This window comes from Microbacterium profundi (genome assembly GCF_000763375.1).
Lineage (GTDB): Bacteria > Actinomycetota > Actinomycetes > Actinomycetales > Microbacteriaceae > Microbacterium > Microbacterium profundi.
This window is the reverse complement of record NZ_JPSY01000004.1, coordinates 34,797-60,901: the sequence shown is the minus strand read 5'-3', so window position 1 is coordinate 60,901 and position 26,105 is coordinate 34,797. Positions and strand designations below refer to the sequence as shown.

The window sequence follows — 26,105 nt, the reverse complement described above, 5'->3', positions numbered from 1 at the left end:
ATGCCGACGATCGGCTCGGTACCGATCGGTTCGAGGACGCCAAAATAGGTACCTTTGACGACGCGTCCGACGCCAAAATTGCCCCGACGCGGGGCCCCAGGGCCCAGTCACCCGGTGTGCGTGGCTATTCGTTGGCCTGTCCGCTCACAGGATCGTGCCCATGATCGGCTGCGTATGCCGCCAGTAAATCGGACATGATGGGAGCCGTATGCGGGAAGCGGTCCTTTAGCACCTCGGTGAAGCCCTCCAATGCGAACATCAGCAGTTTTGCAGCGAAACGCGTATCGGAGCGCGGTGCGGCAGCTCCGATGCTGGCCAGTTCTGCCGCGTAGGGCAGCATTGCTGCGAGCGAGCAGTTCGGGTCCTCGTCTCTGAAATAGTACGTTTCCGAGTATTCGCTGAGATCGATCCGAGCCTGGATGATATCGGTCGACAAACGCTCCAGAACCGCGGCGATGAGGGTCGCTTCGGCGTCTCGTAGCGCGGTTGTGCTCATGGTGCGCCGCAACGACGAAAGGCGGATCGCCAGCACCCGGCGTCTAGCCAAGGCCGGGTAGACCTGCAGCACCCAAGAAACCGCGACAGTGAGCAACGCAAACCCGAATAGTGCCTCAAGCGGGGTGACGACGCGCAGCCAACCAGGAGCTGGCACCACGTCGCCGAACCCCAGGGTCGATATCGTGGACATCGAGATGTACAGGGCGTCCAATACAACGTTCGTCACGTCCGTTTCGGACCCGGAGGCATATACGAAACCGGTGGGAACGGAGGGCAAGTACACGAGCGCCCACCCCAGTATCGCCAGTGTGCCCCACACCATGATTACGGTTATCAATGCGACCGGGCCAGCGAGGCGAGCAAGCCTTCCTCGCTTGCCGCGAAACGTCGAGAGCCGCCATATCGTGCTCAGCACGAAACGACTCAGAGTGCCGTGTCCTTCGGGATGACCCAACGTGTGGAAGATGTCGCGGAGCACATACAGGATGGTGACGGCTCCCACCGCGCGCGCCAACCAATCCATCCGTCCTCCGATCAGACCGCAATATGGTGCCTGCACACCCGAGTCTACGGGCCGCCTCCCAAGGCCGAGGATGGATTCCGATAACCAACCCAGACTTCAATTATTGCGTCAATGAACATCCCATTTGCCGCGATCGCTGCAGCCTCAGGGAGACCCCGCGCGGATAGTGGTTGACGAGGGTTGTGTCCCCTCAAGTGTGCACTCCGACGCTCAGCGGATCGCAAGCTGGGTGATGACGAGGAGTGTGCCACCCAGGATCGCAAACGTGAGGACAGTCATCGCGGCCTTGACGCGGATACCGGGCTGGACGGGTGGTGGCCCAGCGGGCATTGGTGTGACCGGTTCGCGTCCGTTCAGTGCTGACACGGCTTCCTTGCGAACGGTGAACATCCCGTGCTTCATGTGGTTGGCAACCAGCCACCAATTGATCGGGTACGCGAACGCGAAGCCCACGATTAGTGCCATCGACATGATAAACCAGAACTCGGGACGAGTAGGGTCATCCCCTCCCTCGACTGCCCGCATCGAAAATCGAGTTGTGAGCAGCATCCCACTCATCAGCAGATTCATCGACAACAACTCGGGCAGGAACGTCATCCGCAGCGACTTCCGGTACGATCCGCCCGCCATGAACCGCATAGCGAACGCTTGGAAATAGGTCCACCCAAATCCGAACCCCAAGGTGTACTCAAGGAGAAAATCGGGCCAAAAGTTTAGGGCCAGTCCCGCACCGACGGCCGCACCGACGATGATCCCGATGCCGTCGCCCGCGGCGCAGTGCATCGTGGATCCCATCACCTGGCGCCACCGGACCGAGACATACTCTTCGTGGACTCCGTAGAGCGGTTCTCGGCAACCGAGCACATAGAAAAACGCACCGATCGGGCCGGTGAAGGCGACGAGGATGATGAAAGCCCACTTGATCACTGTTGCTGCTGGCGTGCGCTGGACGTCTATGGCGACGAAAAGAAAAGATGGCACGGTGAGAATCCACCATAAGAGCATCACGCCGTCGATTAGCCTCACAGTGTGACTGCCTTCGCGGATGCTGAGATTGTCAAGACTTGTCCCCGTTTCGTGAAAGCAACGTCGCGATAGCCACCGATACGCGCCACAACCCGCACGACGCACCGGGTTCGCGTTCCAGGCCAACTCGTCGAGCAAACGGCAATCGTTCGTGCCGCTCGACCGGCATTACCTACACTGCCCAAAACAGGGTTTCCTTGGTGGCGACACCTTCCGTGATGTCCAAAAAACGGCTGAGGGGGAAGATCGCCACTGAAGGACAAACAACGCTCGTCTGGTCGAAAGAAATTCGGACTAAAGAAGCTCCTTAACGCGGACAAGCTCGCACCGGCGGAGGGGGTCAGACGACCCAAATCCACTATCGACATGCACGCTCCAAAGATCACTAGTGACTAAGCGACCGAGGTTTGGAGTTGCCTTCCGAAAGGCTACGCGCCGAAGTGCGCTAATTCAACAGGTCGACACCCTCTCGTGCTGAAATTGGATCTGCCGCGCGCGGTAGTGACATCTGAGCTGGCTTGCCCCGGTGGGCAGCTGGCCCAACAAAGGCAAGAACAACGGCGAGCCACAGGCCCGCCCGGACGTGAGGCGCATCGGCAGTTCCCACCGCCGTAGATCTCTCAGATTGAAGCGCCCCGGCTATCCATCTGGGGACAGTGTGAATGACGCGAACGCTCGCATGAAGCGCGCAACGGTCGGCAACCCACGCTGCAGTGCCACCGAGGTGGGCCTGGAAGATGGTCAGCACCGATCGCGCCAGCCGACCTCGAATCCAACATCCTTCTGCGGACACACTCCCGTTATGCAGCCGACGCTGCTGCCCGATCCGGGTGCACGCCCCGCGGCGGCCACCATCGGCGTCACGCGACTCGATCACGAGCCGGACAGCTCGCTCCTTCAACTCCGTCGGATACTTCTTCAGTGCTGGCATTGCTCCTCATCCTTTCGGGACGATCGGAGTCTCCATCAAACCAGGGGCGGAACAACCTATCGTCCCTATCCGAGTGGATTGAATACCGCGGGCGGGTAGACCCGGATCTTATGGCGAGCTGTTGTCTTTGACGGGTCATACCCATGGTCGATCGCATATGCCGCAAGCAAGTCGGACATCGTAGGAGTGGTGCGTGGGAACCAACCCTTGAGGACCCCGGCGAACTCCTCCAGCGCACCGGTCAGTAGGTGTGCAGCGATGCGCATGTCAGACTGACGTGACTCATTCCCCAATTTCGGCGAGGGCTACGGCATAGGGCAGCGTTGCCGCCAGCGACGAGTTGGGGTCGGTGTCTCGAAAATAGTAGGTTTCGGAGTATTCACTGAGGTCGATCCTGGCCTGGATGATGGCGGTCGCAACCATCCCGGGGCCGGGACGACGTCCCCGAAACCGAGTGTCGAAATCGTGACCATCGAGATGTACAGTGCGTCAAGGGGAGCGTTCGCGCTGTCCGTGGCCGCACCGGGACTATAGATGAATCCTTCGGGCACCGAGGGTAGGTAGAGCAGCGCCCAACCGACGACCGCGAGCGTGCCCCCTGCGACAATGACGGTCAACATCCCCAAGGGTCCGCTGAGCTGTCCCAGCCGTCCGCGCCCCCGGCGGTACTGTGACATCCGCCAGATTGCCCCTAGCACAAGTCGACTGAGGCGGCCCTGCCCCTCCGGGTGGCCCAAAGTGTGAAACATGTCGCGGAGTACTAGGAAAACGACCACTGCTCCCGCCGTGCGCACCAACCATTCCATTCGTCCTCCGATAATGCAGCTCTCACCGGTCTGCGCTTCGCTACGGCATGAACCGCCGGAACCCCGGCGATTCCTTTGACTACAGCCTAGGCTCGGGTATAGCCGAACTATCGTCGCCGATCTGGAAGTGAGATGCGTAGCATGTCCCCCTACATCAGCGTTTTCATTGTGATCGGCCTCGGTCTGGCCGCGGTGGGATTGCTGTACGTGGTGGGTCGGTTCGTGGCGGTTTCCCGGGATGTAGTGGAGGTCCTCCCGTTCCAGTCCGGCTGGGAACCACGCGAACATGCGCTGTCCCGGTATCACGCACGCTGGTACCCGATTGCGCTGGTGTTCCTCGCCTTTGATGTCGAGATGCTGTTCATGTATCCGTGGGCGGTCATCGTGGCCGAACGCGGTGCCGAAGCCATCATCGAGATGTTCGTGTTTCTCGCGCTATTGGTCGCGGGCGTTGTCTGGGCGTGGCGTGAAGGGGCCTTCCGATGGGTCTGACCGGGTGGGTGGCCAATGCCGCGGTGAAGCGCGTTCACGTCATGATCGTCGAGGCCCCCGGCTCGGGTCTTTTGCGGATGAGGGTTGAGGCTGCGGTCACGGCTCGCGGCTGGGCACTGGCGTGTGCGCCCGCAGACAGTGACGCGCTGCTGGTCTGCGGACGACCGGAGGCGGCGCTGAGCGGCCTGATTGATTCGGTGTGGCAGCAGGTTCCCGCCCCTCGTGCGCGCGCCATTGTGACCAATGTTGCAGACCTGTCGTCGACGTTGGATGCCGTTGTTGAGGACCTCCGCGACACCACAACCCAGCGCATGCGGTCTCGAAGTGAGCAGGCGAGCAAGCCGCCCGTCGTCGCCGAGATGTCAATGGACCACTCCGGACACGACATGGACATGCCCCACGACACGGGCCACTCCGGACACGAAATGGGCCAGTCCGGACACGACATGGACCACTCGGGTCACGGAATGGATATGTCTGGCCCCGGCGGTATCCCGCTTGCCGAAGGATCGGAGGACCGTGATGGCTTGGAGATGGATGCCACCCACCTCACCCTGGGTCCGATTCTGTCGGATTGGCCCGCGGCGCTCGTTGTGCACTGCACGTTGCATGGTGATCTGGTCACCGATGTGGAGATCGAGTGGGGTGAGGCCGACGAATTGCCTGCGGGATCTGTTCGGGAAGATGCCGCCCGCCTGTGCGATGCAGCATCGCGAGTTCTCGCCGTCGTCGGCTGGGATCCGATGGCCGCACGGGCACGGCGCGTCCGCAACGACCTCCTCGACGATGCACCGCTCGAGAAGATTCGCTCCGGATTGACCCGTCTTACCCGCCGCGCAGAGCGGTCACGGACGCTGGCGTGGAGTGCGAAGGGTATCGCGGCGGACGAATCCATCGATCCGCGTGGCACACTCGTTGGTTGGCTGCGCACCTGCTCCGCGTTGCTTGACCCTGAAGCGGCTCCCCCAAGCCGTCCGGTGCTCGGGTCCGCCGCGGACAGTGCGACCAGCGAGGTGATCCGTAGCGCAGTCGTGGGTCAAGAACTCTCGACCGTTCGCCTGATCGTGGCATCCCTCGGGCTGGAACATGCGATCTCACGGGAGCGGGTGCCGCGTGGGTGAGGTGGCCACGGTCTTTGTCGCCGTGTTGCTGGTGGGCGGCGGTCTCGTCGTGGTCGCCTGGGCTGCGGCGGCCGCGAACGCGATGCTTGATGCTCGATCTGGCGGTGCACCGGTCTTAACCGCCGCCGCCGCGCCCCTTCGGGAGGTGAGCCGCCTGCTTCGCCAGCAACGCCGCACTCTTGCGGGGGCAGATTCGTTGCTGTGGCGTATCGCCGGCGCGGGCCTGGTCATCGCGGCCATGCTAAAGATGCTGGTGATCCCTTTCGGATCCTTCGTTCTGGCCGACCTGCCCGTGGGTCTGGTGTGGTTCAATGCGGTCGACGTGTTGTTGTGGGCGCTGTGGTGGTTGCTCGGGTGGGGAGCCAACAGTTCCTGGTCGCTCGTCGGCGGATACCGTTTCCTCGCACTCGCTCTCTCGTACGAGCTTCCGCTGATGTTCGCGCTGACCGCGCCGGCCATCGCGGCTGGGAGCCTTCGCATGCTCGATGTGCAGGACGCGCAGGGCAACCTGTGGTTTGTCGTCTGGATGCCGGTGGCATTCCTGATTTTCGTTGCATCCGTGGTGGCGTTTTCGTCGTGGGGTCCTTTCCATACCGCGATGAGCGGCGATATCGCCTCTGGCGTGCTTGTCGAGCTGAGCGGCGTCGACCGGCTGCTCGTTCTCGTGGGCCGGTACGCCGTCCTCGTCGCCGGTGCCGCGTTCGCGGTGCCGCTGTTCCTCGGTGGCGGAAACGGTCCGTGGCTGCCACCGTCGATGTGGGTGCTCATCAAGACCCTGGTCGTGCTGGCGGGGATGTTGACGGTGCGACGACTCTTCCCGATGATTCGCCCTGACCGTCTCGCGGGGCTCGCGTGGGTCATCGTTTTGCCGTTGACGATCGTTCAGGTCGCCGTCGTCGCCGTGATCGTGGGCGTCAACGGGGGTGCACTGTGATCGCGGCTCTGCTGTTCTGGTTGTTCGCTGTCGTTGCTGTCGCAAGCGGCATCGCCGTCTTCGTAGTCAACTCGATGGCGCGGGCTACCTACGCCCTTGCGATGTCGTTCGTGTGTGTCGGCGCGATCCTCGTTGTCCTGAACTTGGACTACATCGGGGTCATCACCATCCTCATGATGTTGATGGAGATGGCGATCATGGCCGTTTTCATGGTCATGTTCATGGGGATGAACCCGGCGTTGATGCCCATGGATATGACCCACAGCAAACGCCGTTCGATGATCATCGCCGCCACCGTCTTCGTGCTCCTGGCCGTGGCAGCGTTTGTCATCCCCTGGCCCGCACGTGCCGGCGAACCTGCCGCGGACCTCGTCAGGTCTCTGGGCGACGCGATCATGGGCTCGAAAATGCTAGTGATGCTCGTCATCAGCCCCGTTTTGTTCGCGACGATTGTCGCGGCACTGGTGCTGGCCAATCCGCACGGCCGTTCCGACCCACCTGGTGAGGATCGTGACGGCGAAGAAGGCGACGGTACGCCGATGCCGCCTGACTCGTCGATGGCAGGGGAGCACCACCAATGACCCTCTCGCTCGTGCTCGTCGTGGCGGCGGCGCTTTTTGCTGTCGGGCTCTATGGCGCCCTCTCGCAGCAGGTTGTCGTCATGGTGATGATGGGCATCGAACTGATGATCAACGGTGTACTCCTCGCGGCCGGCGCGCTGTGGTGGTTCCTCGCGCCCACGCCCGATGGCCAGACCCTAATGATCGTCATCCTCGCGGCGATGACGGTGGAGATGGCGATGGGATTCGCGGCGGCCACGATCGTGCACCGCTCCCGCGGGTCCGACATGATCGATTCGGCAACGGACCTGAACGGATGAGCCTCCTACTGATCACACTGATCGCGTTACCCGCGGTTGCCGGCACCGCCCTCCTTCTCGGCGGCCGCCGCTTCGACAGAATGGCACCGGTCACATCGATAACGGTCGCCGCTGTGACAATGGCGGCCGCGATCACTGCGGCCATTACCCGGCCGAGGTGGGAGGCGGCCTTTATCGGGCCGAGCGGTGCCACCCTGGTTGTCGATGGGCTTTCCGCCGTCCTGCTGCCGATGATCACCGCCGTCGCGCTCCTCGTCTTGGTCTTCGCTGCTGCTGAGCGGACACAGACCGAGGCCCGCTTCCATGGCCTGATGCTGGTGTTCATCGCTGCCGTGCTCATCACGGTGACCTCGACGTCGCTAGTGTCGTTGCTGGCCGCGTGGGAGATTATGGGCGCCACCTCGTACGCTCTCATCGGCTTCCACTGGCAGAACGCCCGCACCATTCCCGCGGGTTTCGTCGCATTCACCGTGACGCGGACGGCCGACCTCGGACTGTATCTGGCTGCGGGTGTGGCCATCGTCGCGGGCGTGGGCTGGCAACTCGACGATCTGAGTAGCGCCTCGGCGCCCTGGCTGTCGCTCATCGCCGCGGGCGTCCTGATCGCCGGCCTGGGAAAGGCCGCGCAACTCCCCTTCAGCTTCTGGTTGTCCCGCGCCATGGAAGGGCCCAGCCCCGTGAGCGCCTTGCTGCACTCCGCCGCGATGGTCGCCATGGGCGGATATCTGCTCCTTCGCCTGAGTCCACTCTTGCTCGCGTCCGGCTGGGCGGGATGGGCGGCCGCATGGATCGGTGCGGCCACGACCATCGTTTTGGGTGTGATCGCCATCGGCCAGTCCGACCTCAAACAGCTCCTCGCCGCCTCCACCGCCGCGCAACTGGGATTTGTGACTCTCGCCGCCGGCATCGGGGCGACAGCGGGGGGAACTGCGCAGCTGATCGCACACGCGGCCACCAAAGCGCTGCTGTTCCTCATCGCGGGCGCGTGGCTGGCAGCAACGGGCACCAAACAGTTGCACGCGTTGCGTGGCGTCGGCCGGCGGTGGCCTCTCGTCGGAGTGACGTTCATGATCGGAGCACTCTCGCTCGCCGGCATCCCCCCGCTCTCGCTCTGGCTGACCAAAGACTCTGTCCTCGCGGCCGCGCTCGAAGCGAGCCCCGCTCTGTACGCGGCTGGCCTGGTGGGGGCGGTACTGGCGGCGGCGTACTCGGCGAAAATCATCGGAGTGGCGTGGGCGGCTCCTGTTCAGGACGCGGCGCGTGAGGCGGGGTGGGATGCCGAGCAGCCGGGAACGCGGCACATTCCTGCCGGCGCGACCGGCCCGCTCGTTGTCCTGGCAGTCGGGGCGGCTGTTCTGGGAATCCTCGCTGCTCCCGGCGTGGATGCTCCGTTCCGCGAAACCCTCGGCGCAGCAGGGCAGCCTCAGAGCAGCGTCGCTGAGCTGGCGGCATCAGCGCTCCTTGCCCTCATCGTCGTACTTGTCGTGCTGCGGTATCGGCTTCCGCCTGTTCCTGGGGCAGCGACCTGGTTTGGTCTGGAGCGTGCCGCGGTCACCATCGTCGGCCGCCCGCTGGACGCATTCGCTGCGGTTCTGGCTCGTTTCGATGTCCGCCTCGACGCGGCGATCGATGCCGTGCCGCGTGCCCTCGATCGGGCGGGTGCCGCCACGCGGTCTCTCGACGGCGAGGTCGACGGTGCGGTGGGTCGCGTCGTGACGTTCACCCGCGCGGCGGGAAGGCTTGCCCAACGTTCCCAATCTGGTCGTATCGCCGACTACTACGCCGCTGGCGCCGTCATCACCGTCGCCCTCGTCGTGCTCTTGATTGTTGTGAGGTAGCCCCGTGCTCAGCATTGTCATCTTCTTGCCGGTCGCGGCCGGCATCCTTCTCGCGGTGTTCAAAAAGATCACGCCGGCCGCAGCACGCTGGGTGTGGCTGACCACGACCCTCGTCGATCTGGCCCTGATCGCCGGCATCACGGTGGCCGGGCCAACGAGCGGCGATGGCCTCGTCGCGGAGGAGCAGCTGGCATGGATGCCGGGCGTCGGCACGAGCTATCACATCGGCGTCGACGGATTCTCACTCCCGCTGCTCCTGCTGACCGGGGTGATTTTCGTCGCGAGCGCCGTGTGGTCCCTCCGGACTGAGGATCGACCGCGCGCGCAGGCCGCGCTGTTTTTGTTCCTGCAGACCACGTGCCTCGGGCTCTTCGCCGCCCAAGACCTCATCTTGTTCTTCCTCTGGTTCGATCTGTCGATCGTGGGGATGTACTTCGTCATCGCCGGATGGGGTCACGGCAACGCCCGCCGATCCGCACTTAAGTTCTTCCTGTACACGTTCCTGGGATCGCTGGCCCTGCTGCTGGGATTCATCGGGCTCTACCTGAACTCCTCCCCTCACACGTTCGACATGATCGAGCTGTCCCAGGCGGGAGCTTTCACGGGCAACGCGGTGACCGGTGGCCTCATTCTCACCGCGATCGTGGTCGGCTTGGCGATCAAGACCCCGACGTTCCCGTTCCACTCCTGGCTACCCCCTGCCCACACCGATGCCCCGAGCATCGGGTCCGTCGTGCTCGCCGCCGTGATGTTGAAGATGGGCACGTACGGTTTCGTGCGCATCGCGATGCCGATGCTTTCGGATGCCTGGAGGGCCGGCGCGTGGGTGATCGTCGCGGTGGGAATCGTGTCGGTGCTCTACGGCGCGCTCGTCGCACTGGCGCAGACGGACGTGAAACGGATGATCGCGTTCACCTCGATCAACCACATGGGCTACGTGATCCTCGCCGTCGGTGCCGCCGGAATCGTGTCCCAGGACAGCGAACAGGCGCAGCACCTTGCAATCACCGGCGCCGTGATCCAGATGGTGTCGCACGGTCTAATCACCGGCGCACTGTTTCTGCTCGCGGGAGTGTTCTGGGATCGCACCGGCAGCTACGATCTCCGCCGCTACGGAGGACTCGCCTCGCCCGCCCCGCGGTTCGCGGGCTTCTTCGCCATCGCCGCGTTCGCCTCCCTCGGCCTTCCCGGCTTCAGCGGATTCATCGCAGAGTTCCAGATCTTCACGGGCAGCATCGGCACGACGCTGTGGGCAGCACTGGCACTACCGGGCATTCTGATCGTGGCCGTGCTGTTCTTGCGCGCCTTCCAACGAGTCTTCACCGGCCCCACCACCGGCCTATCGCCCGGATTCGATGACCTCCGGCCCCGTGAGATCGTCCCACTCGTTGTGCTTCTGGGGCTGTCCGTGATCATCGGCATCTTCCCCGGCCCACTGATCGAACTCATCGCCCCCGCGGCCGACCAGCTGATAGGCGTGCTCGGCCCGTGACATCGATGTCTATGAACTATTCCGCGCTGATCCCCGAAGCGGTGCTCCTCGCCGCCGCGGTGATCGCTCTGCTCGGCGGCAGCTTCCTGCCACGCCGAGGTCAGGTCATCATCCGTTGGTTCACCCTCGGGGCGCTCGTCGTCAGTGCGGGCATCGCCGCGGGAGCTGCCGGTCAGACGGGGGGTGCGATCTTCGAGGGAACCTACGCCATCGACACCCCGACAACGCTCGTGCGCGTACTCGCTCCCCTGTGCACGGTGGTCGTGGTCCTGATTGGACGGCGCGACTTCCGCGGCTCCCCCAGGGAAAGCGAAACGTACACGCTCCTCCTCCTGGCCACCCTCGGCACCGTCGTGATGGGCGGAGCGACAGACCTGCTCGTCCTCATCGCGGCGTTCCTTCTCACGAGCATCCCGCTGTACGCGCTCATCGGGATCAGACGTACTGCCCACGCCGCCGAAGCGACTCTGAAGACGTATCTGATGGGGGCGCTGTTCGGTGTCCTTCTGCTCGCGGGAGTGGCACTTTTGACCAGCCTCGCAGGCACGAGTAGCTACGCGACCATGAACACCGCCCTCGCGGCAGCCCCGACCGCTGCGGTCGTCTTGGGTGTCGTTGCGACCATCATTGGACTCCTCTTCAAGGCAGGAGGGGTGCCGGGGCATTTCTGGGTGCCCGACGCCACCGAAGCCGCAGGCACGGCTGTCGGCGCGTTCTTAACAACAGTCCCCAAAATCGGCGCCCTCGTTGCCATCGCCCGTGTGGTGACCGTGATGCCGTCGAGCATCGACGTTCCCCTCCTCATCGGAGTGCTCGCGGCACTGAGCATGACCGTGGGAAATCTTGCCGCGCTGGCACAGCGCAACGTGCGCCGCCTGATGGGCTGGTCCACCGTGAGTCAGGTCGGATATCTGCTCATGCCGATCGCGGTCATCGGCGCGGCCCCCACTGCTCCTGCGAGTCTGCTCGCATACTTGGTGCTGTACAGCATCTCGAACCTGACAGTCTTCGCCGCCTTCACTGCGCTTCCCGGACGCGAGCATATCGACGACTTCGCCGGTGCCGCACGCCGGCATCCATGGCTGACCGCAACGCTGGCTATCGGCGCGCTCAGCCTGGTGGGAACCCCGCCCACCGCTGTCTTCTTCGGCAAACTCGCCGTGTTCACGTCGACGTGGGATGGCGGACTCGTCTGGCTCGTCGTCGTCGCAGCGATCAATACGGTGGTCAGTCTCTTCTACTACCTTCGCCTTTTCACCGGCCCCTTCCGCGCCGCGCCAGAGGGCAGGTCAGGACCGGCCTTCCCGGCGGCCCCCACGAGCGTACAGGCGACCGCGCTGGTACTCGCGGCAGCCGTACTCTTGTCAGGTTTCGTCGCCGTGGCGATCGCTCCAAGCCTGATCTGACCATGCGCAGCAAGACGAGAGGGCCTGAACGTGTCGGATCTGGGGTTTACATCCACAACCTGCCGGGGATTGCGAGCATCGGTCGTGCCGTGAGGCCAGCCGCTTCAATGCTGCTAGTCGGAACTGCTAGGACTCGACTGCCGTATCAGGCATCGAGGACCACGCTGGGAGCGGTTCTGGTCCCCTTTTGGCCCCCTTATCCACAGGGAGGGCTTCGCACGGCGTTCCGTTATCCACAGCCTCACTTTGCCGAAAGCACGAGGGGGACCAGGAGGGGACCAAAAAATCCGGCTTCCGGAAACAACAAATTCCTGATAAAAATTCCTTCTAATCAGGGATTTTCTGTGGGGCTGCCAGGATTTGAACCTGCGACCCCTTGACCCCCAGGCGTCCCAACCTCTCGATCTGACGACAGTCCCGCGTAGTTCTGCGGCTCAGGTCATGCAGAGCACGTCACGAGATGCACGGTTTCCATGCGGGTGACGTCCCGCTGCGTGGTGGAGTTTCTCGACACCGTGCGGGCCAGCTGGTTTGATTATGCCGCGTTGAGTTCCGGGGTCGCCACCTCCTCGTCGGTGGTGGTGAGGAGTTTCATGGAGTGCTCGGAGAAGTAGCGGCGGTCGGCGCCGTCCCATTCATCGTGCTGCTCGATCAGGACGTGGCCCGCCAGGCGCAGGAGCGCGGCGGGGTTCGGGAGCGTGCCGACGACGTCGGTGCGGCGTTTGATCTCTTTGTTGACGCGTTCCAAAGGGTTCGTGGACCAGATCTGTCGCCAGTGCTGCTGCGGGAACCCGCAGAACGCGAGGATGTCATTCTTCGCGTCTTCGAGCATGTCCGCGATCTTTGGGTGTGACCGTGTCAGCATGCGCACGACCTCGTGGAACTGCGCGAAGACGTGCTCGGTGTCCGACTGCGCGAAGATCGTGCGGATGATGGACGCGACCATCGGTCCTGATGTTTTCGGAACATTCGAGAGCACGTTGCGCATGAAGTGCACTCGACAACGCTGCCATGCGGAGCCAGCGAAGACGGTCTCGATCGCGGAGATCAGACCAGTGTGAGCGTCGCTGATGACGAGCTTCACCCCGCCGAGACCGCGGGTCTTCAACGAGCGCAGGAAGCTGGTCCAGAACGGCTGCGATTCGGTCTCTCCGACCTCGAAGCCCAGGACCTCGCGCCGCCCGTCCGCGGCGACACCGATCGCGACGACAACGGCCTGGGACTCGACCCGCCGGCCGACGCGGGCTTTGCAGTGAGTCGCGTCGAGGAACACATACGGGTACGCGGTGTCGGCCAGTGGCCGGTCACGGAATGCCGCAACGTCCTCGTCAAGGTTCGCGCAGACTCGTGACATCTCGGACTTCGAGATGCCGGTGTCCGCGCCGAGCGCCTTCACAAGGTCATCGACCTTCCTCGTTGAGACGCCGTGAACATAGGCCTCCATCACGACCGCGAACAGGGCCTGATCGACGCGGCGGCGTCGTTCCAACAACGACGGGAAGAATGCCCCCTGTCGAAGCTTCGGGATCCGCAGATCCAGTTCCCCCGCGGTCGTAGTCAGAGTTCGCGGGCGAGTGCCGTTGCGTTGCGTTGTTCGTTCCGGAGTTCGTTCGAACGGTCCGGCGCCGATGAACGCGGCCGCTTCCGCATCGATCAGCTCCTGATAGAGCGTTTCGGTCGCGACCCGGATCCGGTCGGTGACATCGGTGAGTTTCAGTTCCCCGAGGAGCTCGAGGAGGACAGACTGGTCAAGAGCCATCGTGCTTTGTGTCCTTACGTTGAGATTCCTAGACAGTTCTCACTGACCATCGCACGATGGCTCACCCACGTCTACGACGCAGGCGACCTCATCGGAATCTCCACCACTCCACGGGACGTCACCCTCGTAGAAGCGCCAGCAATACGCTAGGAAGCCCCGAGATCCCCTAACGGCCGCTGTTCTGCGCCATCAGCAACCACCGGATGCATGTGTCGGTGGTTGCCATCCTCTTGGTGCGCCCGTCGCCCTTCACGCCCATTGTGCACTGGTTGTGCGTGGCTGACGTCGCCTGCTCCGGCGCTCCGCATTCCTTGCCCTAAGAAGGATCACGGCTGAGACCGGCCCGATCACGATGAACTTGAGCGCGTTCCAGATGCAGACAAGGGCAACGACGTAGAGCCAGCGGGACGCTCCCCCGTCGATCAGAGCTGTGCAGATGCTCGCGGCGAAGAGATACGGGACGGCGAGAAGCATCGCAGGCACGCCCCACTTGAGCCCGCGGCGGGTGCGAATCACGTCGAGCAGGATGTTCGTGGGCATGTACCTGCGCATGAAGTTGCGGAGGTGGATGCTGATAACCCAGATGATTCGAAGCAAAACAACGGTCCTCTCGTGGCTCGGCAACGTTGAACCTTGGAGGACTGCCCTGGGCCGTCATGCCATCGCGCGGGCGATGGCGAACATTGAGTGTGTCGCCTGTTGCCAAGGGTACGCCGAACCAACGACATAGGAAAGGGCGCGACGAGACTCACTTAAAGTGCCCGCGAAGCGCGAGTCGTGCCTCACGTGAGAATGCCCGCGAAATTCGTGGGGGCGTGATGATGGGGCATGGGATGTGAGTTGAGTGTGGCCACTCGGGTCGAGATCACGCAGAAGTATGCTCGCGCGTATGCGCGGGCGTCGAAGAGGGTTCGCGGTGGGTTGCTTGACGAGGTCGTCGCGGTGACGGGCTGGTCGCGCGATAATGCCAGGCGTCGTCTGTCCGCAGCGGCGAAGCCGGGCCCGCGGTCGGTGAGGAAGTCGCGGGCGCCGAGGCCGCGGAAGTTCTCGTATGACGCGACGAAGACGCTGCAGCGGGTGTGGGCGTTCAGCGGCGGGCAGTGCGGGAAGTATCTCGCGGCCGTGATGGAGATTCTCCTGGCCGCGCTGGAGCGCCATGGCGAGCTCGTATTCGGGAGGAGCCGCTACTCGGCCGAGGTTCGGGAGGAACTGCTGGGAATGTCGGCGGCGACGATCGACCGCTACCTCGCGCCGGCGAAGGCGAAAGACTCGTTGCGGGGCATTTCGACGACGAAACCGTCGCCGCTGCTGCGGAACTCGATCACCGTCCGCAAGGCCGGTGATGAGGTCGAAGATACGCCGGGGTTCTTCGAGGGCGACACGGTCGCGCACTGCGGGCCGACACTGAAAGGCGAGTTCTGCCGGACACTGAACCTGACAGATATGCGCACGGGGCGGACGTTCACGCGCTCGACGCGCAATAACGCCCACGTCCACATCCTCGCCGCGCTCACTCTCGCCGTCGAGACGATCCCGTTCGAGGTCACCGGGCTGGACTTCGACAACGGTGGCGAGTTCATCAACTACGACGTGATCGATTGGGCTGCGAACCGCAAGATCTTCTTCACCCGGTCCAGGCCCTACAAGAAGAATGACCAGGCTACGATCGAGTCCAAGAACAACCACCTCGTCCGCCGCTACGGCTTCTACTGGCGCTACGAGAACGCTGACGCACTCATGGTCTTGAACCGGCTCTGGCCCGTCGTGAACGACCGGTTGAACTACTTCACCCCGACGAAGAAGCCCATCGACTGGAAGACCGACAAGATCGGCCGCCGCTGCCGCATCTATGACAAGCCGAGAACACCGTTCCAGCGGCTCCTCGATGCCGGTGTCCTCTCGCCCGTCCAGGAACGCGAGTTGCTCGAGTATCGCGACAAGCTCAACCCGGCCGAGCTCGCCCGCCGCATCCAGTCCCTTCAGGACCGGCTCGTCGCGATCGCCAAGCGCGCAACCCTGGACCTCGAAGCCACCCTCGCGAAACCACTCCCCGATACCGCACGCGGCGTCACACTCCGCAAAGCGAGCTGAACTGACCCTCGGATTTCGCGGGCATTCTCAACTGAGGCACGGAGAAGATCTCGCGGGCATATTGACATGAGGCACTTCGGGGCGGATCTGTGCACCTTCACGGTGATGACTGCTGTGAAGGAGCCCTACGATGACTTCCCTCTCTTCCCTCGGACACGACGAGCGGAGCGCGCGAACCGTTCTCTCGCTCGTGGCTGCACCGAATGATCCGTCGACCGGTCGTCTCCTTGGCCGAGTCGGTGCCGTAGAACTGCTCCGCCTCGCTGATGCTGACGGCGCGGTGCCCGGCCTCGACCAAATCGCAGCAGCAGTATGGCGCGAACGCTTACACACTGTGAGCAACGCCGATGCCTTGGTCACACAGATGGCGACCTTCGAGCGACAAGGCCTCCGGGTCCTGATTCCGGGTGAGAAGGATTGGCCAGTCGCCCTCAACGATCTCGGAGCACGCACACCATATGCACTTTGGACGCGTGGCGAGACTGCGCTGCTGGCCAAGCCTCTCGCCGACCGCATCACGCTGACCGGTGCGCGCGCCTCCACCGCGTATGGGGACCACATGGCGATTGAACTCGCCAGTGACCTCGCGCTCAGTGGCTGTGTCGTTGTCGCTGGCGGTGCCTACGGTATCGAAGCAGTCGCACACCGGTCGGCATTGGCGACCGGTGGAAGAACGATTGCAGTCCTCGCGGGTGGGGTCGATCGCGCATACCCTGCTGGACACGCGGATCTGTTTGCGCGTATTGAGCAACGAGGTCTCCTCGTTTCTGAGGTTGCACCGGGTGTTGCACCAACGCGGCAGCGCTTTCTCGATCGTGGCCGGATTATGGCCGCGCTCTCCTCGACGACGGTGATCGTTGAGGCGGGGGCGCGGTCAGGATCGCTGCGTGTCGCCGACGAAGCGGTGGAGCTTGGGCGCTCAGTCGGTGCGGTTCCGGGGCCCGTGACGAGTGCCGCCAGCTATGGCTCCAACATCCTTATTCAAGACAGACGCGCCCGTTTGCTCACAGGTTCCGGAGACGTTCTTCGACTCGCTGACGACGACAAGAGCAACGACCGCAACGCGGAGCTATCACGAGCATTTCGCATCGCTGCAGCGTGTGATCGTCGCTCACCCGATTCACGCGGCCTGTAATCGCCCATCTTCCTCAGCGCGGCTTCTTGGCGGTACGAGCGTGTACCGGCGCGACTGGGCAGCGGTCAGAGCACCCGCCCCTCCGAAGTCCGCTCAGACGGCTCACGATGGGACTGCACAACCTTGGCCGCGGCGCTCAAACGGCGGATCTCGGTGAGTGCTGCTTCGGCCCTTGCGTGATCGATTCGCTGCGCCGTGGCTTCGGGTCGGAGCCCAAGCGGGCTCGGCGTCGTGACGGCGTATCGGTCGCGATACGCGGCGATCGTCCGCGCCGCCAACTGCCACCTCTCACGCCCCGATGCAGTAGCGGGAGCTTCACCGAGTGACGCGATCCATCGCGCATCATCTGCGATGGCTTTGCCGAGCACTGCGTCGGCTCGCTGCGTGATGAGGTCACGACGTTCATCGAGCGCCTGACGCATGTCATCAGCGACCGACCCCATCGCTTCGGGCACGAGCCCGGCAATGAGCCTGGCCACTTTCCGTGAACGCCCCGATCCAGCGGGCTGAGCAGTCGCCGCTATCAGTCGGTGACGGATGACCGCAGCGATGTCGTCCGCATCCCCAAAGCCGCGTGCACGGACAAGACGCGGGAGCACGCTGGCCAGGTCATGATGGTTGGCTTCAGCTCGGCGCAGCTCTGCGGTCAAAGGGCCGAACGCATCCGAGCCAATGACCTCATCCATTTCTTCGGTAGTGAGGCCGGATGCCCGAACCAGGGCGGCCCACCGATCGCGTTGCGCTGCCGCAGCGATCGTCTCGTACTCGGCGGCGAGCTGTGCAATCGTTCCCCAGACCTCTTGTTCGACGGCAATCGTTTCATGCGCGGAGAGTTCCGCGCCGACGTGCTGGAGCACGCCGCCGAGAACACTGCGGCCGGTGACTTCATCGTTCTGTCCCGGATGCGGGCCATCGTGGGAAGTGTCGGGCGTATCGACGGCAACGTAAACGATATTGGCGTCACGGCCCCGCGTCATCGCCACGTAGAGAGTCTCCCTGGTCATGGTCGAGTCGACGAGCACGTGGGCAGTATCGGTGGTGAGGCCTTGCGCGCGGAAGGATGTCACGGCGTAGCCGAGTTCTACGTGCTCAGCTACATAGTCGGCTGGCAGAAGAACGCTGGTCCCCCAGGAACTTCCAGCCCGTCGAACAAGCATCGATCCATCGCGTCGAACATCGACGACGTTCCAGCGATCCCCGTTGCGCACCCAGCCTCGACCTGCCAGCAGGCGGCGATCATTGCGGCGCGTGATGACGATGTCACCGCACGCCGCATAGTTTCCATCGTGCAGCTCCGATTCACGGATCCCGTGAACGGTTCCGTCGAGAATGAGATCGGTCCGTGCGCGGTTATTGAGCGTGGTCACGGATTCGTTGGAGTCTGAGACGAGAACCGTTGCGAGCCCCGCGACGAGATCGGTGCGCCATGCGGCGTAGGCAGCATCGATCATGCTTTCGGTGTCCCCGGCAACGCTTCGATCGTGCGCTTCGTAGGTGTCGATAACTTCGGTGTGACCGTGTCGAAGATCGAGAGACGCACGCTTTTCCCAGTCGTGCGTGAAGCGGTGAACGTCGACGAGCTCGGGAACCTCATCGCGGTCGTGGGTGAGCAGTCCGAATGCACCGCCCGCGTCGACCGCCTGGAGCTGTGCGTAGTCGCCGACCAGGAGCATCTTTGCCCCAGCCTGAGCAGCGAGCTGGGCGATCCGGTCCAGCGACAGCGTCCCCGCGAGTGACGCCTCATCAACGATGACGAGCTGACCTGGCTGAATGCCGACGTCTGCCTGGAGATGGCTCTGCCACCATTTTGCCGTGTTCTCGGTTGCGATACCGAGATCCTCGGCGAGCACATGTGCCGCACTCGAAGAGGGGGCCAGCCCGACGACGGATCCTTGACCGTGTTCCTTTTCCCATGCCCGGCGTAGTGCGTTCATGGCGGTCGTTTTCCCGGCGCCAGCCGGACCGACGAGCAGATCAACGACACGACCCGAGACAGCGATCTTCGTCAGCGCAGACGCTTGGTCTTCCCCGAGCACCAACCCCTCACGGTCAGGCTTCCGCGTGATCCGCTCGACAGTCTCCAACGAGACAGTCGGGCCCGTCGTTGTGTGCGCGAGTTGAAGCAGGCGCTCCTCGGCGTCGAGCAGCTCACCAGACGAGAACACCGTGGAGTTCTTCGGCCGAAATACCGACGTCTCGTCGCTCCTGCGAAAGACGGCAGGGCTGGATGCCAGTTCGGGCGGTGTGAGTCGAATCGACACAGCCTCAGCAGCATCCACAACCATGCCGATGATCGCTTCACGATCGCGTGTGCTCGCGAAACGGTACCGCATCGTTTGCCGGGCAGCTTCGGCCGTGAGATTCCACCGGCGCCACGTCGAACGCTTCTCCCCGACTACGGTCACAACGCTCTGTCCCAGCCCACGAACGACGTCAAGCGGCACATCATCAGCGCGTAAGAGCAACGGCGCGTTATTCGCGGTGACCTCACGTGCCCAGACAGTTGCATCGACACCAAGGATCTTGCCCGCCCGCTGCCTCCACTGAGCGGCGAGGTCGGCGAGGGAGTGGATCTCTTTCTCCGGGCGTGTAGCGAGTGTCGCCTGGGCACGCAGCTTGATAATCGTCGTGCTGGAGGGTTGCCTGCCGTGCTTCTCCACGTACGTAGCGATGAGACGATCCTTCTCCTCGTCGATGTGCCGCGACCGCGACGAGAACTCGGACACAAGTTGTTCAGGGACCTTCGCGATCGCCCATGCCGCATTGCGGTCCCGTCCGCGCTCACGCGTTTCCCACTCAACTCCGAAGAGCCGCGTGAGGTGATCGGCGAACACGGCTTCGTGGAACTCGGAGAGCGCCACCGTTGCAGCGTGCAGGGGCCGCCCGTCCAAGCTTCGCCACTTGTTGTCGAGCACGGTCTGCACCTTGTTGCCGATCACGACGTGCGTGTGCAGATGGGGGTCGCCCGAGCGTGAGTCGTAGTGGTCATAGGCTGTTGCGATCAACCCACGCACCTCGACCTGTGCAACGGCACCATCCCCAGGGGTTGCACCGGCGCGAGTGGCTGCAACCTCGCGCTCCATGAACGCAACCACCTCTGCAACCGCCGCATGGTGTGCGTTGACGACGAGAGATTGTGTTCCTGCGTCAGCGACTGCCCATAGCACGGAGGCGGACTTCGGGACAGAGAAGGTGAAGTCGTATCCGGCCACTGCTCGTCGAGTGCCACGCTCGGATTCCTCCTCTTCGATCGCCGCGACTGCTCGGGCCCGAGCGGTCGGTCCCAGCCCCGGATCGAGCGCACTGACTCGCTCACCAACCCACTCAGCCGCCGATTTGTAAGCCGGGTACGCGCGCCCAAGCGGCTCGCCCGTGACAGGATCACGACCCATGCCAATCAACAGCTGGAGCTGGGCCTCGGTGACCTCATCACCTTCGTGGATCTGCCCGCTTCCAAGGGCGGTGAGGCCACTGCCCATCCATCGCCCCGGCGGGGTGCCGTCTGCGTTGTAGTACCTCGTCAACGGGGTCGAAAGGTCCCGATCGCCGTCACCAGCAGCCACCGTTCGCAGCAGATACTTGTAGCCGTCGCCCGCCGACATCACCCGCATCGACACCGTCACCGCAGCCCACCTTCCCTCCATCAAGGAGGAGGTAAACAAGCAGGATCGGCTACTTCAGAGATCACACGCGAGTGGTCGCGACCTCGATCTGCAAGACGCGTGGTCACTTTCGGAGCAGTCAGCAATGAGCCCTACGCTCAAGTGCTGAAGCCCACGGCCAGCGTCGGAGCCACCGATAAACTCTCAAGTAATGGATGAGAGTGGGGATGCCCTTCTGGCTGCGGAGCAGAAGGCGCGGGTAGTCATTGACCGCCAGCTCAGCGCTGCCGGGTGGGCTGTACAGGACCGCAAACATCTAAATCTCTTCGCTCCGCAACGAGGCATCGCTGTCCGCGAAGTCATCATGAATCCCGGGCACGGGCGCGTCGATTACCTCCTTTACGTGGACAAAGAAGTCGTAGGCGTGATCGAGGCCAAGCCGATGGGCACACCTCTCTCCGGTGTGGAATGGCAGTCGACGATGTATGCCACTGGCTTACCTGACGACGTGCGCAAGAAGGCACTCGACCCGGAGGGTCGCCTGCCTTTCGTCTTCGAAGCTTCGGGTTCCGAAACGCACTTCACTGATGGCTTCGACCCAGCACCACGTTCACGCCGTATCTTCAATTTTCCCAAGCCAGAGATGCTGGCCGCGACTATCCGTGCGGCTCACGATGAACCGACGGTGCCGCCGACCTGGCGAGGCATGGTCCGAGAACTTCCAGCACTCGACGAGTCGGGTCTCCGACCTGCCCAGATCGACGCGGTGAAGGGCCTCGAGCACAGCCTCTCCGAACAGCGCTATGGGCGCTCGCTGATCCAAATGGCGACCGGCGCAGGTAAGACGTTCACCGCGGTCACCGAGGCCTATCGGCTATTGAAACGGGGCGGCTTCAAACGTGTGTTGTTCCTCGTCGACCGTAATAATCTCGCCGACCAGACGATGGATGAGTTCAGCAATTACCGCACGCCCGACGATAACAAGCGATGTCGCGGTCGCCCTTGTCGAACTGCCGCTCCACCAGATCGGGGACAGGGAACGGATCCTCACCCTGCACGGTCGTCCCCTACGTGTCAGGGTTGAGTGAGTCCACCGGTTTATAGCAAGTCCGCCTCGTGGGGCGAGTTGAAGGATCACCAATCTGATGAGTTTGAGTTCCCCGGTCGCGGTCGTCGCGGCCGATGATGGAGTCGTGAGCGCACCCTCGATCCCGGACGGGCCGACGCGTCGGCGTTCGTTCTCGCCGGGCCAGAAGTTGCAGTACCTGTCCGAGTACGAGGTCGCGTGCGAGACGGGTGAGGGCGCGGGATACCTGCGCCGACATGGCCTGTACTCGTCGCTGATCTCGGAGTGGCGCAAGCAGCGCGACGCGGGTCTGCTGGAGGGCAAGAACCCCGGCGAAGCGGTCGGTCGTCCCAGCGCCGCGCAGGCCGAGAACGCCCGGTTGAAGGCGCAACTGCGGAAGGCCGAGGTGGAGTTGTCGATGACGCGGACGGCGTTGGAGATCATGGGAAAAGCGCACGCGCTCCTGCGGCGCCACGTCGAACGCGCGGACACCGACCCGCGGCGCGGGAAGCGCTCATGAACACCTACGTCGAACTGGCCGCCGCGGACGTGCCGACCCGGCAGGCGGCAGCCCTGACCGGCGTGGCGCGTGCGACCGCGACCCGCGCCGCCTCCCGCGCACGCCGACCGGACCCCGAGCCGCCGTCGGCTCGTCCTGCCCCAGCGAACAAGCTCTCGAGCGTCGAGCGGTCGCTGGTGCTGTCCACGCTCAACAGTGACGAGTTCGTCGACAAGCCGCCGTTGCAGATCTATCCCATCCTGCTCGAGCGCGGCGAATACGTGGGCTCGGTCTCGACCATGTATCGGGTGCTGCGCGAGCACACGCAGGTACGGGAGCGGCGCCGGCTCGCGACCCATCCGCCGCGGAAGGTGCCGGAGCTGATCGCGACCGCCGTCGGGCAGGTCTATACCTGGGACATCACGAAACTCGCCGGCCCTGTCAAAGGCACGTACTACGACGCGTACGTGATGATCGACATCTTCTCCCGCTACATCGTCGGCGCCATCGTGCACGCCTGCGAGGACGGCCTACTCGCCAAGGAGATGATGACCGACGCGTTCGGGATCCACGGCACCCCCGAGGTCGTGCACTCCGACGGCGGCCCCTCGATGACGTCGAAGACCGTCCGCACCCTGCTCGCCGATCTCGGCGTGACCGCGTCCCGCTCCCGACCGCACGTGTCCAATGACAACCCCTACTCCGAAGCGCTGTTCAAGACGATGAAGTACCTGCCCGTCTTCCCCGACCGGTTCGTCTCCCTCGCCCACGCACGGCAGTTCCTGGACGAATTCGTGCACGCCTACAACCACCACCACCGGCACACCGGCATCGGCATGCACACGCCCGCCGACGTGCACTACGGGCACGCCGACGCCATCGACCGCGACCGAGACGCCACACTCGAGGCCGCCCGCCGCGCCCACCCCGAACGGTTCACGACGCGACAGACGCGACCGAAGATCCTCGACCGAGACCCGGCCGCGTGGATCAACCAGCCACCAACCGACGAGATCCAACTCGCCGCCTAACACCCACCGGCCTCACTCGCCTTGACAAATTCCGGTCGATGGATGCCAGGTAGCGGGGCTGATCCCCGTGATCCTGTCTGCCTGTGTGAGTTTCGCAACCGTCTTGCGCGAGACCAGCACCCCGGCATCCTGCAGATCTGCATGGATCCTGGGCGCCCCGTAGGTCCCGTCGGAGGCGGCGTGGAACGCGCGGATCTGCACCGTCAGGTCCGCGGCCCGCTGCTGCCGGGGCGACGGGCCGGCAACTATCCGTGCCCGCCACTCGTAGTACCGGCGCCGGTCCACCCCGAGCAGTGCACACATCCGTGTCACCGTCATCGTCGTCTGATTGGCCTTCTCCGCCTCGATCACCGCGAACCGCTCCTCGGGGTCTGCTTCGCTGCGAAGAAGGCCGCCGCTTTTCCCAGGAATTCGCTATCCATCCGAAGATCCTGATTCTCACGACGTAGCCGTTCCAGCTCGGCGCGCTCGTTCAGATCCAGCAACGTGTCGGCCTCACCGCCAGCGCGCGCTCGTTCGGCGTGCACCCACCGGCCCAACAGTTGCTCACCGACTCCGATCTCCCGCGCTACCGCCGCGACGGTCCGACCCGTGTCGATCACCAGACGTACAGCCTCACGGCGATACTCCGGTGTGTATGTTGTCGACGTCGCTCGAATTTGAGGCCGATGTGACGGTGGGAAACGAGGCCACCGGTTTGTCGTTTGCTTAGTCTGCCCGATCCTGCGTTTTGATGCTGGGGAGACTGTCGATGCCTCTGCCTCTGAGCCGGTAGCTGGCGCCCTTTAGGGTGAGGACGTCGGCGTGGTGGACGATGCGGTCGATCATCGCGGCGGCCACGGCTTGGTCTCCGAACACGCCGCCCCAGCCGGAGAATGGCAAGTTGCTGGTCAGGATCAGCGAGGCGTGCTCGTAGCGGGATGAGACGAGTTGGAAGAACAGGTTGGCTGCGTCTTGCTCGAACGGGAGGTAGCCGACCTCGTCGACGATGATCAGCCCGTAGCGGCGGAGCCGTGCGAGCTCTTGCGGGAGTCGGCCTTGCTTGTGCGCGTCGGTGAGGCGAGTGACCCATTCTGTCGCGGTCGCGAACAGCACCCGGTGCCCGTGGCGGGCGGCGATGATCCCGAGCGCGATCGCCATGTGTGTCTTGCCCGTGCCGGGAGGGCCGAGCAGGACGACGTTGCGGGCCTCGGTGAGGAATCCTCCCGATGTCAGGGCTGCGACTTGTTGACGGATCGCGGGCTGCGCGTCCCAGTCGAAGTCCTCGATGGTCTTGCGCCCGGGGAACCCTGCGGCGCGGATGCGGAGTTCTGCGCCGGACGCGTTGCGGGCGCTCACTTCTCGTTCGAGGACGGCGGCGAGGTAGTCCTCGAATGACCAGCCCGCGTCCCTGGCCTGGTCCGCGAGGCGGGCGGCGGCCTCGGTGATCCGCGGTGCTTTCAGGGCCCCGGCGAGGTAGGTGATCTGCTTGACCGCTTCCGGTGTCTTCCCGCCGGCCATCAGCTCATCTCCCCGTCGATGATCCCGAAGGCCCGGTCGTAGTCGGTAAGGTCTCGGGTCAGGTCATCTCCTGTCGCTGCCCGTCTGGGCTGCTGGAACTGTTTGCGCAACACGGCCGCGGTCTGGAGGTGGGTCGGGTCACTGATCGTCATCCCGCGCGCCCAAACCCTGGCATGATCGGCGACGATCCTGCCGCCCGAGCGGACCCGGACGCGCTCCAGATCCGCGCTCACGTCAACGATCCGTCCGATCTGCCGCGGGTCGACGGAGTAGTCGTTGGAGTCCAGGCGGATGTAATAGTCCCGGCCGAGGCGAACACTGTTGCGCCATCCCAGATGCAGCGGGACTGGCGGCAACGGCAACATCGCCGCCCGATCAGCTTCCAGCCGGCTCACCGGTGATGCCTTCGTCGTTCGCACCACTCTGCTGTTGGCCCGGTCCAGCCAGTCACTGAACTGGGTGTTGAAGTCCGCCGCAGAGGTGAACACCCGCCCGGGCATGAATGAGGTCTCGAACCATCCGTTGCGCCGCTCGACGATGCCCTTGGATTCCGGATCTCGTGGCGGGAGCAGCACGAGCTTCGTGGCAAGGGTTCCCATGAACGTCGCCACCCCACCCGCGAACCGTTTGCCGCGGCCGATTCCGACCTCGTTGTCCCAGAGCAACCGCCGCGGGACCCGCTCGAGCTGTTGGATCAGCTCCCACGACCCCAGCAACAGATCCTCGGTCGTCCTCGTAGGGATCATCCGCCCGAGCATGAACCTCGAGTGCGCGGCCGTGATCACCAACACCGGCAACAGCTTCGCGGTCCCGTCCTCCAGCGGGATCCGGAACGGCGGGAACCACAGATCGCACTGCGCCGCGTCTCCTGGCGCCCACTCGAGCCGATCCACAGGATCAATACGGCGATATTGCGGTCGCAACTGTCTGACGTTGTCCCGGAACCAGGTGATCGACCCGTCCCACCCGACACGCTCAGCGATCACCGTCGCGGGCATATCGGGATGCTCCTCCAGCATCACCCGCACGCGCCGCTCGAACGGCGTGAACGCCGTCGGCACCGACCGCCGTTCATACTTCGGCGGCCGATCCGACACCACCGCCCGGTCCACCGTCGCCCGCCCAATGCCCAAATCCTGAGCAACCTGACGCCGCGGAACCCCGTCCGCGACAAGCCGCCTGATCAATGCCCAATCTTCCACTGAGATCACCCAACCAATCTGCCTGGGTGGCCTCATTTTCGACCGTCGCTACGGCCTCATTTTCGAGCGTCGCCGACATATGTCTTCCTCCTGCTCGTGTCCATCAAGGACATCATCCCCGACGGCGCGCAAACATGCGGATCCCGCCTGGTCAGTGTCCGGAATTCGGGGTTAACCTCAGGATTCTGCTTTGAGTTATTGGGACGGTTTTTTTGGTTCGACCCCACTGTGGGCTGAACCAAAAACCTTTACGCCGCCGAAACCACGGGGCCA

Annotated in this window: 22 protein-coding genes; 12 read left to right on the top strand and 10 right to left on the bottom strand. The window is 63.9% G+C overall.

The genetic code is table 11. The features are described 5' to 3' along the window. Positions 1-124: 124 nt before the first annotated feature. From JF52_RS0115045 to JF52_RS18050, 3 genes are all read right to left on the bottom strand, one after another. Entirely contained in the window at positions 125-1,021 is an 897-nt protein-coding gene (locus tag JF52_RS0115045; protein ID WP_033107425.1) for a potassium channel family protein, read from the bottom strand. Between the two features lie 210 nt (positions 1,022-1,231). Beyond that, positions 1,232-2,185: a DUF4396 domain-containing protein gene (locus JF52_RS0115040; RefSeq protein ID WP_152594917.1), complete on the bottom strand. Its 954-nt coding sequence runs from the start codon at positions 2,183-2,185 to the stop codon at positions 1,232-1,234. Between the two features lie 1,098 nt (positions 2,186-3,283). Further along, positions 3,284-3,598, bottom strand: coding sequence for an ion channel (locus JF52_RS18050; protein ID WP_407661515.1), 315 nt, complete (start codon positions 3,596-3,598; stop codon positions 3,284-3,286). A 327-nt stretch (positions 3,599-3,925) separates the two neighbouring features. Here JF52_RS18050 and JF52_RS0115035 point away from each other — a divergent pair, with 327 nt between their 5' ends. From JF52_RS0115035 to JF52_RS0115000, 8 genes are read left to right on the top strand one after another with little or no spacing between them, the layout of a single operon-like run. Next, positions 3,926-4,276: an NADH-quinone oxidoreductase subunit A gene (locus JF52_RS0115035; RefSeq protein ID WP_033107593.1), complete on the top strand. Its 351-nt coding sequence runs from the start codon at positions 3,926-3,928 to the stop codon at positions 4,274-4,276. 8 nt (positions 4,277-4,284) lie between these two features. After that, positions 4,285-5,397, top strand: coding sequence for a hypothetical protein (locus tag JF52_RS0115030; protein WP_152594916.1), 1,113 nt, complete (start codon positions 4,285-4,287; stop codon positions 5,395-5,397). A 1-nt stretch (position 5,398) separates the two neighbouring features. Further along, positions 5,399-6,331, top strand: a complete 933-nt coding sequence (locus JF52_RS0115025) for a complex I subunit 1 family protein (RefSeq protein WP_235272482.1) — start codon at positions 5,399-5,401, stop codon at positions 6,329-6,331. Beyond that, complete coding sequence (locus JF52_RS0115020; protein WP_052167098.1) at positions 6,328-6,912, top strand: NADH-quinone oxidoreductase subunit J; 585 nt, start codon at positions 6,328-6,330, stop codon at positions 6,910-6,912. Before JF52_RS0115025 ends, JF52_RS0115020 begins: the two co-directional genes overlap by 4 nt. 11 nt (positions 6,913-6,923) lie before the next feature. Then, positions 6,924-7,211: an NADH-quinone oxidoreductase subunit NuoK gene (locus JF52_RS0115015; RefSeq protein WP_235272480.1), complete on the top strand. Its 288-nt coding sequence runs from the start codon at positions 6,924-6,926 to the stop codon at positions 7,209-7,211. After that, a complete protein-coding gene (locus JF52_RS0115010; protein WP_033107421.1) occupies positions 7,208-9,049 on the top strand; it encodes an NADH-quinone oxidoreductase subunit 5 family protein in 1,842 nt (613 codons plus the stop codon). Before JF52_RS0115015 ends, JF52_RS0115010 begins: the two co-directional genes overlap by 4 nt. Before the next feature lie 4 nt (positions 9,050-9,053). After that, positions 9,054-10,541: a complex I subunit 4 family protein gene (locus JF52_RS0115005; RefSeq protein ID WP_033107420.1), complete on the top strand. Its 1,488-nt coding sequence runs from the start codon at positions 9,054-9,056 to the stop codon at positions 10,539-10,541. An 11-nt stretch (positions 10,542-10,552) separates the two neighbouring features. Next, positions 10,553-11,947: an NADH-quinone oxidoreductase subunit N gene (locus JF52_RS0115000; protein WP_033107419.1), complete on the top strand. Its 1,395-nt coding sequence runs from the start codon at positions 10,553-10,555 to the stop codon at positions 11,945-11,947. Positions 11,948-12,482: 535 nt separating this feature from the next. On the opposite strand, the gene JF52_RS0114995 is transcribed toward JF52_RS0115000, so the two are convergent. Both JF52_RS0114995 and JF52_RS0114990 read right to left on the bottom strand, forming a co-directional pair. Continuing rightward, positions 12,483-13,706 (bottom strand): IS256 family transposase, encoded by a 1,224-nt coding sequence (locus JF52_RS0114995; RefSeq protein ID WP_033107418.1) that lies wholly within the window; start codon positions 13,704-13,706, stop codon positions 12,483-12,485. 249 nt (positions 13,707-13,955) lie between these two features. Further along, a complete protein-coding gene (locus tag JF52_RS0114990) occupies positions 13,956-14,246 on the bottom strand; it encodes a sulfate permease (RefSeq protein ID WP_327036970.1) in 291 nt (96 codons plus the stop codon). A gap of 306 nt (positions 14,247-14,552) precedes the next feature. On the opposite strand from JF52_RS0114990, the gene JF52_RS0114985 reads away from it, so the two are divergent. Then, a complete protein-coding gene (locus JF52_RS0114985; RefSeq protein WP_235272478.1) occupies positions 14,553-15,797 on the top strand; it encodes an integrase catalytic domain-containing protein in 1,245 nt (414 codons plus the stop codon). Between the two features lie 130 nt (positions 15,798-15,927). Continuing rightward, positions 15,928-16,932, top strand: coding sequence for a DNA-processing protein DprA (locus JF52_RS0114980; RefSeq protein WP_052167097.1), 1,005 nt, complete (start codon positions 15,928-15,930; stop codon positions 16,930-16,932). 65 nt (positions 16,933-16,997) lie between these two features. Here JF52_RS0114980 and mobF read toward each other — a convergent pair whose 3' ends face one another. Beyond that, a complete protein-coding gene (gene mobF, locus JF52_RS0114975; RefSeq protein WP_084595898.1) occupies positions 16,998-20,555 on the bottom strand; it encodes a MobF family relaxase in 3,558 nt (1,185 codons plus the stop codon). Positions 20,556-20,745: 190 nt separating this feature from the next. Here mobF and JF52_RS0114970 point away from each other — a divergent pair, with 190 nt between their 5' ends. Both JF52_RS0114970 and JF52_RS0114960 read left to right on the top strand, forming a co-directional pair. Next, positions 20,746-21,618 (top strand): DEAD/DEAH box helicase family protein, encoded by an 873-nt coding sequence (locus JF52_RS0114970; RefSeq protein ID WP_033107416.1) that lies wholly within the window; start codon positions 20,746-20,748, stop codon positions 21,616-21,618. A 61-nt stretch (positions 21,619-21,679) separates the two neighbouring features. Next, a protein-coding gene (locus JF52_RS0114960) for an IS3 family transposase (RefSeq protein WP_407661514.1) occupies positions 21,680-23,130 on the top strand; the annotation gives its coding sequence in 2 pieces (ribosomal slippage) (positions 21,680-22,085 and positions 22,085-23,130; 1,452 coding nt in all). 12 nt (positions 23,131-23,142) lie between these two features. On the opposite strand, the gene JF52_RS0114955 is transcribed toward JF52_RS0114960, so the two are convergent. Genes JF52_RS0114955 through istA form a run of 4 tightly spaced genes read right to left on the bottom strand, consistent with a single transcriptional unit; the run spans position 23,143 to position 25,841 of the window. After that, a complete protein-coding gene (locus JF52_RS0114955; RefSeq protein ID WP_052167096.1) occupies positions 23,143-23,481 on the bottom strand; it encodes an IS3 family transposase in 339 nt (112 codons plus the stop codon). After that, positions 23,478-23,789: a transposase gene (locus tag JF52_RS0114950; protein WP_033107415.1), complete on the bottom strand. Its 312-nt coding sequence runs from the start codon at positions 23,787-23,789 to the stop codon at positions 23,478-23,480. The genes JF52_RS0114955 and JF52_RS0114950 overlap by 4 nt, the downstream gene beginning before the upstream one ends. 49 nt (positions 23,790-23,838) lie before the next feature. Continuing rightward, on the bottom strand, positions 23,839-24,630 hold the full coding sequence (gene istB, locus JF52_RS0114945; RefSeq protein ID WP_033107414.1) for an IS21-like element helper ATPase IstB: 792 nt from the start codon (positions 24,628-24,630) through the stop codon (positions 23,839-23,841). After that, the gene (gene istA, locus JF52_RS0114940; RefSeq protein WP_033107586.1) at positions 24,630-25,841 is read right to left on the bottom strand and encodes an IS21 family transposase; all 1,212 of its coding nucleotides are present in this window, start codon (positions 25,839-25,841) and stop codon (positions 24,630-24,632) included. Before istA ends, istB begins: the two co-directional genes overlap by 1 nt. Between the last annotated feature and the right edge of the window lie 264 nt (positions 25,842-26,105).